Annotated in this window: 7 protein-coding genes and 1 pseudogene; 7 read left to right on the forward strand and 1 reads right to left on the reverse strand. The window is 66.0% G+C overall.

What is annotated here, in order from left to right:
- The first annotated feature begins 89 nt into the window (after nt 1-89).
- From tsf to ispG, 7 genes are all read left to right on the forward strand, one after another.
- On the forward strand, nt 90-878 hold the full coding sequence (gene tsf, locus WBV89_RS13800) for a translation elongation factor Ts (RefSeq protein ID WP_423981932.1): 789 nt from the start codon (nt 90-92) through the stop codon (nt 876-878).
- A 248-nt stretch (nt 879-1,126) separates the two neighbouring features.
- Nucleotides 1,127-1,861: a UMP kinase gene (gene pyrH, locus WBV89_RS13805; protein ID WP_423981933.1), complete on the forward strand. Its 735-nt coding sequence runs from the start codon at nt 1,127-1,129 to the stop codon at nt 1,859-1,861.
- A gap of 21 nt (nt 1,862-1,882) precedes the next feature.
- On the forward strand, nt 1,883-2,440 hold the full coding sequence (gene frr / locus WBV89_RS13810) for a ribosome recycling factor (RefSeq protein ID WP_423981934.1): 558 nt from the start codon (nt 1,883-1,885) through the stop codon (nt 2,438-2,440).
- Nucleotides 2,441-2,472: 32 nt separating this feature from the next.
- Nucleotides 2,473-4,029 (forward strand): phosphatidate cytidylyltransferase, encoded by a 1,557-nt coding sequence (locus tag WBV89_RS13815; protein WP_423981935.1) that lies wholly within the window; start codon nt 2,473-2,475, stop codon nt 4,027-4,029.
- A gap of 72 nt (nt 4,030-4,101) precedes the next feature.
- Nucleotides 4,102-5,256, forward strand: a complete 1,155-nt coding sequence (dxr, locus tag WBV89_RS13820) for a 1-deoxy-D-xylulose-5-phosphate reductoisomerase (protein WP_423981936.1) — start codon at nt 4,102-4,104, stop codon at nt 5,254-5,256.
- A complete protein-coding gene (locus WBV89_RS13825; protein WP_423981937.1) occupies nt 5,253-6,572 on the forward strand; it encodes a M50 family metallopeptidase in 1,320 nt (439 codons plus the stop codon). The genes dxr and WBV89_RS13825 overlap by 4 nt, the downstream gene beginning before the upstream one ends.
- 132 nt (nt 6,573-6,704) lie before the next feature.
- Nucleotides 6,705-7,922, forward strand: coding sequence for a flavodoxin-dependent (E)-4-hydroxy-3-methylbut-2-enyl-diphosphate synthase (gene ispG / locus WBV89_RS13830; RefSeq protein WP_423981939.1), 1,218 nt, complete (start codon nt 6,705-6,707; stop codon nt 7,920-7,922).
- Nucleotides 7,923-7,962: 40 nt separating this feature from the next.
- Here the strand turns inward: ispG and WBV89_RS13835 are convergent.
- Nucleotides 7,963-8,403: pseudogene (locus tag WBV89_RS13835) on the reverse strand (mannose-6-phosphate isomerase, class I); the annotation flags it as partial.

An 8,403-nucleotide genomic window follows, 5' to 3' on the forward strand; every position in this document is an offset into this window, starting at 1 on the left:
CAGCCGAGGCTCCCGCAGCCGAGGCGGCCCCGGCCGTCGAAGCCGCAGCGCCCACCGAGACCCCTGCCGCCGAAACGGAGAGCTGAGCGATGGCATTCACTGCACAAGACGTCAAGGCGCTTCGCGAGAGCTCAGGCGCCGGGATGATGGACTGCAAGAAGGCACTCCAGGAGAACGACGGTGACATGGAGGCCGCGAAGACGTGGCTCCGTGAGAAGGGCCTCGCCGCCAGCGCGAAGCGCGAGGATCGTGACGCCACCCAGGGTGTCGTCGCACTCCACCTCGACGGCAACGTCGGCGCGATCGTCGAACTCAAGAGCGAGACAGACTTCGTCGCCGGCTCCGACCAGTTCAAGGCCGAGGCACAGGCATTGGCCGAAGTCGTCGCCGCGAACGGCGTCGATGCCGTCGCCGAGCGCGCCACGCAACTCGAGGAGCTCAAGGTCACGCTCAAGGAGAACATCGGTCTCGGTGGCGTCCAGCGCATCGCGGCCGCCGAGGGCAACGAGCTCGGTCACTACCAGCACAATCAAGGTGGGCGTGGCGTCAATGCCGTGCTCGTCGAGATTGCTGGCGGCTCACCCGAACTCGCTCACGACATCGCGGTGCACATCGCGTTCGCTCGTCCGACCTACCTCTCGCGTGACGACGTGCCCGCCGACGTGCTCGATGCCGAGCGCGCCACACTGCGCACGATCACGATCAACGAGGGCAAGCCGGAGCAGGCGGTCGACAAGATCGTCGAGGGTCGCATCCAAGGATTCTTCAAGGACGTGGCGCTGCTCGATCAGCCGTACGCGAAGGACGACAAGCAGTCGGTCAGCCAGTTCCTGGGCGGCGCGAGCATTCTCCACTTCGCCCAAGTCGAAATCGGCTGATTCGGTCCGATTCGCTCCCTGGCTGCGGCAGCTCTCGCTGCTCACGGCCGGAAGGCCGCTCGGCTCACGCTTTCTTGCCAGGAAACGAATCGATCCCGAATCAGCAGAACTGATCGCTGAAACCTCGACCGCTGTTCTGCGGCGCGGATGCGGCGGTCACGAACGTCACAGCATTGAACGGCCTCGTGGGAGCTCATGTAGTTTCCACGGGGCCGTTTCGCGCCTGCACCCTGGATCCGGAGAGCCATATGACCGACACACCACGTCCGAGTTTCAAACGGATCGTCTTCAAGCCATCCGGCGAGGCGCTGGCCGGCGATTCCGGTTCCGGTCTCGACGGCGCCACGCTCGACGCGACCGCAGCCGAGATCATCAACCTCCGCCAGAACCTCGGCGTCGACGTGGCCGTCGTGGTCGGTGGCGGCAACTTCTGGCGCGGGCGCGAGGGTTCGTTGACGGGGATGGACGCGACGCAGTCCGACCACATCGGAATGCTCGGAACCGTGATGAACGCGCTGGCGCTCCAGGACGCGCTCGAACGTCAGGGCCAGGAGACGCGCGTGCAGTCGGCGATCGAGATGCCGCGCATCGCCGAGGCGTACATCCGACGCCGGGCGGTCCGACATCTCGAGAAAGGTCGAGTCGTCATCTTCGCCGCCGGTACGGGCAACCCGTTCTTCACCACCGACACCGCTGCTGCCTTGCGCGCTGCGGAGATCGAAGCCGACGCGCTCATCAAGGGAACGCACTCGGGCGTCGACGGGATCTACAGCGCCGATCCGCGAACCGAGTCGGGCGCGACCAAGTACGACGAGGTCTCGTACATGGAAGTGATGACGAAGGACCTCCGGGTGATGGACAGCACGGCCATCGCGTTCTGCCGCGAGAACGGGATTCCGATCATCGTGTTCGACATGTCGCAGGCCGGGTCGCTGGCGAGCATCGTGCAGGGCGGCCCGGAGGGCACCCTCGTACGGGAGTAGATAGCCGCTACTGTGGCCGCCGTGATCGAAGACACACTGCTGGAGACGATGGAGAAGATGGAGAAGGCGGTGGAACACACGCGCTCCCAGTTCTCGACGGTCCGCACGGGCCGGGCGACGCCGTCGCTCGTCGATCGCATCACGATCGAGTACTACGGGGCGCAGGTCCCGCTGCAGCAGCTGGCCTCGATCTCCGTCCCGGAAGCACGTCAGCTGCTGATCAAGCCACACGATCGAGGCTCGCTCGAGTCGATCGAGAAGGCGATCCGCGAGAGCGATCTCGGTGTCAACCCGAACAACGACGGGATCTCGATCCGCATCTCGCTCCCGCAGTTGACCGAGGACCGTCGCAAGGAATACGTCAAGGTCGCGAAGAACATGGCCGAGGACGGTCGCATCTCGCTGCGCAGTCTGCGTCGCGATGCGCGCAAGGCCATGGAGGCCGAGGAGAAGGACGGCGACGTCTCCGAAGACGATCTGGAACGTGCGGAGAAAGAACTCGACAAGGCCACGAGTGGCTACGTCGAGCTCATCGACGAGGCCCTGGGCCGGAAAGAACAGGAACTGCTCGAGGTCTGACGGCCCCGAACGGAACCGAGAGGAACTGAACCATGAGCGATGACATCTGGCGCGACGACGAAGGGTCGGAGCAGAGCACGGGCGGTCGACGTCCGGGCGAATTCGAATCGTCGATGGACGAGTTCGACGATGAGGAGTTCGGAGGACCGCTCTTCGGCGACGATCCCGGACCGTCCCGTCCCGGCCCGGGAATGACCGGAGAGAACACCGGGCTCAGCTTCGGCGAGGATGCGACCGGACCGCTGCCGCACTGGAGCGAACCGGCCACCGGCCAGATGCCCAAGATCGACGCCGTGCCGCCCGAGTCGAGCGACACCGACGATCTCGACGTGTGGTCGACGTTCACGTCCGACTCACCCGTCTGGAAGGAAGGCGACTCCGTCGACGCACCATCGGGCACGGTTCCCGGCTCCAGTGCCGCAGCGGCACCGAGCCCGGCCACGCCCGAAGCGGCGGTTCCCGAGGACCCCACCGGTGAATTGCGCTGGGAGGACGAGCCGCTCGACGCCGTTGCCCCGGCCGAGCCGGCAAGCACCGATGGTGGACTCGCCAGCACGACGACCCACGACGCGGTCGTGCCCGACGTGGCCCCCCGCGTTCCCCCGCGGATCACGATCGGAACCGACCCGTCCGGGATGCCCCGTCGGCCGGATCCGGCTCGGCGTGGGTCGACACCGCAACGACCGCCGAGTTCAGGCTCGACGGTCGGGGTCAGCGACAATCGCAACCTGCCCGTCGCCATCGGGACCGGGGTCGGTCTGGCGGTCGTGTTCATCGCGATCATCCGCTTCATCGGCCCGGTCGGCGCGCTCGTGTTCGTTACCGTGCTGCTCGGCATGGCCGGAATCGAGTATTTCGGCAAGGTCACCGAGAAGGGGTACCGTCCGGCGGTCGCACCCGGTGTGACGGCGATCGCCGCCGCCCCGCTCGCCGCCTACTGGGTCGGTGACCAGGGCATCGTCCTCGTCGTGGCGTTCGCGTTCATCGCAGGCTCGCTCGGGTTCATCGGCGCCACGTCGATCGAGTCGGGTCCGATGCCGAACATGGCGATCACGACGCTCGGCGTGGTGTGGATCGGTGTGCTGGGTGCGTACGCGGGCATGTTGCTCGACTTCTCCAACGTCTCGACCACCCTGTACCAGGACGGCACCCCGTGGGGGACCGACACCCTCGTGATCCTCGCGATCGGTGTGGTCGCGAACGACGTGGGGGCGTACTTCCTCGGGTCCGCATTCGGCAAGACCCCGCTACGAGCGTGGATCAGCCCGGCCAAGTCGGTCGAGGGATTCCTCGGAGGAACCGTCCTGACGATGTTGGCGATGGTCGTGATCGCATCGCAGGACTTCTTCGACACCTGGACCCAGATGAGCGACCTACTGTTCCTCGGCATCGTGATCTCGATCCTCGCCCCGCTCGGCGACCTGACCGAGTCGATGTTCAAGCGCAACCTCGACGTCAAGGACTTCGGAGCGATCGTCACGGGCCACGGTGGCGTGCTCGATCGGTTCGACGGGTTCCTGTTCACGCTGCCCGGCGCCTACTACCTCTTCCTGGTGCTGACGCCGTTCGCCGACTTCACCCCGAGCTGAGCCGGCGCCATTGTCGAGAAGAAAGTCGAGCCGACCGTTTCGGCATGACGATTTCGAGACGATGATGTGGGGATGACCGTTCGCGTCGCCATCGCCGGTTCGACCGGCTCGATCGGAACTCAGACGATCGAGGTGATCCGAGCGGAGAACGACCGTGCCCCTGGGTCCTATGCGGTCACGGCGTTGAGCGCCGGGTCGTCCGTCGACCTCGTCCTCGCCCAGATCGACGAACTGCGCCCCGACGTCGTCGCGATCGCCGATGAAGATGCGCGACGCGAGGTCGCGGCGCGGACGACCGGTGTCACGATCGTCGCGGATTCCGCCGACGTGATCGACGTGGCCGACGTCATCGTCAACGGGGTGGTGGGCTTCGCCGGTCTCGCCGTCACGGTCGGAACACTCCGTGCAGGCAAGCGACTCGCGCTCGCCAACAAGGAGAGCCTGATCGCCGCCGGTCCGGTCGTCCAACCGCTGCGCACCACACCCGGCGCAGAACTCGTGCCGGTCGACAGCGAGCACTGTGCGCTGCACCAGTGTCTCCGGTCATCGTCTGCGCCCGATCGTGAGGTCGCCCGCCTCCTGCTCACCGCCAGCGGCGGACCGTTCCGCGGACGCACGGAGGACGATCTCGCCGCGGTGACGGTCGAGTCTGCGCTCGCTCATCCGACGTGGGCGATGGGGCCGAAGATCACCGTCGACTCGAGCACGCTGATGAACAAGGGCCTCGAGGTGATCGAGGCGCACGAGCTGTACGGGACCCCGTACGAGGACATCGACGTCGTCGTGCACCCTCAATCGGTGGTCCATTCGATGGTCGAGTTCAGCGACGGGTCGACGATCGCACAACTGTCGATGCCCACGATGCATCTGCCGATCGGGTACGCGCTCGGCTATCCCGACCGGATCGCCACGCCGTTCGGTCGGATCGACTGGACGACACTCGGTTCACTCGACTTCGAACCACCCGATCGCTCGACATTCCGATGTCTCGACCTGGCCTACGCGGCCGGGCGCATCGGCGGGACCGCGCCGGCGTGGTTGAGCGCGGCCAACGAGGTTGCCGTGGAGGGTTTCCTCAGCGGAAAGGTGCGATGGAATGCCATTGCTGACGTCTGTGTTGAGGTATTGGAGCGCCATGATGGTGCAATCCCCTCCGATGTCGACGACGTGATCGAAGCCGATCAGATCGCTCGACGAATTGCCGAACGGATCGTTGAACAGCAGTGACCGACCAACTCGAACAACTCCCACCGCCCGACCCGATGACGCGCGCCGACCGGTTCCGGAGCGAGATCGTGGCCGGGGGCTCCGCCGAGGAGGTGTCCGACGACGACCTCGCCGGCGGGTGGAGGGGCGCGCTCGCGATGGCCGCCATCGCTGGTCTGTTCGTCTGGCTGTACACGCTCAGCGTCTGGTGGTTCATCTTCGTCGTCGGCCTCATGATCTCGATCTTCCTGCACGAGGCCGGACACTTCATGACCGCGAAGTGGACCGGGATGAAGGTCACCCAGTTCTTCATGTTCATGGGTCCCCGGCTGTGGAGCTTCCGCCGCGGCGAGACCGAGTACGGGGTGCGGCTGCTTCCCCTCGGCGCGTTCGTACGGATCATCGGCATGCACCGGATCGACACCGACGTCGCCCCCGAGGACGAGGGAAGGACCTATCGACAGAAGAGCTTCCCGCGTCGCATCCTGGTGATCTCGGCGGGCTCGATCATGCACATGATCATCGCGGTCTTCCTGCTGTTCATCGTCTACGTCGGCCAGGGTGAACGAACCGATGCCGTCGTCCAAGAGGTGTACGTCGCGCAGGCGATCGACGGACTTCCGGCCGAGCAGGCGGGAATCCGGGACGGCGATCAGATCATCTCGATCGGCGGCATCGAGTTGACCGATGCCTCCGAGCTCGGGTCGGTCGTGCGCGACTTCGAACCTGGCGAGGTCGTCGACTTCGTCGTGGTCCGCGACGGTGCCGAACAGACCATCCCGGTGGGCCTCGGAAGCCGCACCGATGTGCCCGAATCCGACGAACTGTTCGGGACGGCCTACATCGGCGTCGCCCCGTCCAGCCCGATCGTGTACGAGGAACACGGTGTGTTCGGCGCGGCGGGGAACGCGGTCGTCGACATCGTTCCGGTGGCATGGCAGTCGACACAGGGCGTGTTCAAGGCGCTCAACCCGATCAACGTGATCTCCCACCTCGACGGTTCGAACGACGACCCGACCACGCGACCGGTCACGCTCGTGGGCGTCACCGCGGTGTCGGACGACATCGGTGCGGCCGAGGGAATCTTCGGTGTGCTGTGGCTGCTCGCCGTGCTCAACGTGTTCGTCGGTGTGTTCAACATGTTCCCGCTGCTCCCACTCGACGGCGGGCACGCTGCGGTGGCCGTGTACGAGCGTGTGCGCGAGGCGATCCGTGGTGGCCACGAGCGGTACTTCGCCGACGTCGAACGTCTCATGCCGCTCGCGATGGGCGTCGTGATCTTCCTCTTCGCGTTCATGTTCGCGGGGTTGTATCTCGACATCACGCAGCCGTTGTAACCCGCCCGTCCGCCTCAGCGCTCCAAGCCTCGCTGCGCTCGGCGCCGCCTTCCCTCCCTGGCGGAGCTCGCGGCGAGCGCGGGTGACAGACCTGACCCAACGCACGCTGTCCGCGGGTGGTTGACTGGAGCCATGGAAGTCACCTCCGCTGCGGTTCGGAAGAAGACCAACCAGATCTTCGTGGGGGATGTGGCGGTCGGTGGGGACGCTCCGATCACCCTGCAGTCGATGACGATCACGAAGACTGCCGACGTCGAGGGGACGCTTCAGCAGATCTATGCACTCGCGGCGGCGGGAGCCGACATCGTGCGGTGTACGTGCAACGAGATCGAGGCGGCGGAGGGACTCGCCCGGATCGTGCCGCGGTCGCCGGTCCCGATCATCGCCGACATCCATCATCAGTACAAGATGGCGATGGCGGCGATGGAGGCCGGTGTCGACGGGCTCCGCCTGAACCCGGGCAACATCCGCAAGCCCGAGCACATCAAGGCCGTGGCCCGGGAAGCAAAGGACCGCAACATCCCGATCCGGATCGGTGTCAACGCCGGTTCGCTCGATCCGAAGCTCTACGAGAAGTACGGCGGCGCCACACCCGAGGCGATGGTCGAGTCCGCTCAGACCGAGATGCAGTACTTCGACGAGGTCGGGTTCGATCTGATCAAGATCTCCGTGAAGGCATCGTCGGTTCCGCTGATGGTCGAGTCGTACCGGGCGCTGAGCGAGGTGACCGATCATCCGCTCCACCTGGGCGTCACCGAAGCGGGTCCGCCGCCCGCCGGTCTGATCAAGGCGACCGCGGGCATCGCCACCCTGCTGATGGAGGGCATCGGCGACACGATCCGCTACTCGCTGACCGCCGATCCGGTCGAGGAGGCGAAGGCCGGTCGCCAGTTGCTCGAAGCGCTGGGTCTGCGCGAGCGCAAGAACGTCGATCTGATCGCGTGTCCGTCGTGCGGGCGTGCCGAGGTCGATGTGATCAAGGTCGCCAACGATGCGATGGCCGCGTTCGGTGAGCGTGAGCTTCCGCTGCAGGTGGCCGTGATGGGCTGCGTCGTCAACGGGCCCGGCGAGGCCCGCGATGCCGACATCGGGATCGCAGCGGGCAACAAGCGTGGCCACCTGTTCATCAAGGGCCAGAACGTGGCGGTCGTGCCCGAGGATGAGATGGTCGACCAGCTCGTCGACTGGGCCGAGTTCATCAACGAGAACGGTATCGATGCAGCGCTCGAACGGGCCGACCTCGACAAGGCTCGCCGCGAAGCCGAGAAGGACCGGGCGAAACTGCTCGCGGAACAAGGCGACGACGCCAACCACGCGATGGAGAAGATCGTCGAGATCCGCAAGAAGTAGCACCCCGACAACCGGTGCCTGGCACCAGTTGTCCCCGTTGTCAGGTGGTGACGACGTAGGTGGTCGAGTCGGCGTAGATCGGTGTGCCGGGGGAGAGGTAGAGCGTGGTGCCGTCGAGCGCGATCGCAAGTTCGTGGCCGGCCGAGGTGTGGCCGTCACCCGGTTGCAGACACACGAGAACCACCCCTGCTTCCGGGAGTGGATAGCGCCGGTCGGTCACGGTCATCAGGGGCTGTTCCAGCGGCGTGGGATCCACGGTGTCGAGCAGCAGATCGACGTCGACATGCTTCGACGTGAGCCCGCCGCGCACCACGTTGTCGGATGCACCCATCAGCTCGATCCCCGAGCCGTGCAGGTAGCCGTGCAGATTTCCGGCGGTGAGGTGGAGAGCCTCGCCCGGCGCGAGCCGGACGTGGTTGAGGAGCAGCGACACGACGACGCTCGGATCGTCGCCGTAGGCGGCGCGGAGCCGGGTCGCCCA

It is taken from the genome of Ilumatobacter sp. (assembly GCF_049588435.1).
In the GTDB taxonomy this organism is placed as follows: domain Bacteria; phylum Actinomycetota; class Acidimicrobiia; order Acidimicrobiales; family Ilumatobacteraceae; genus Ilumatobacter_A.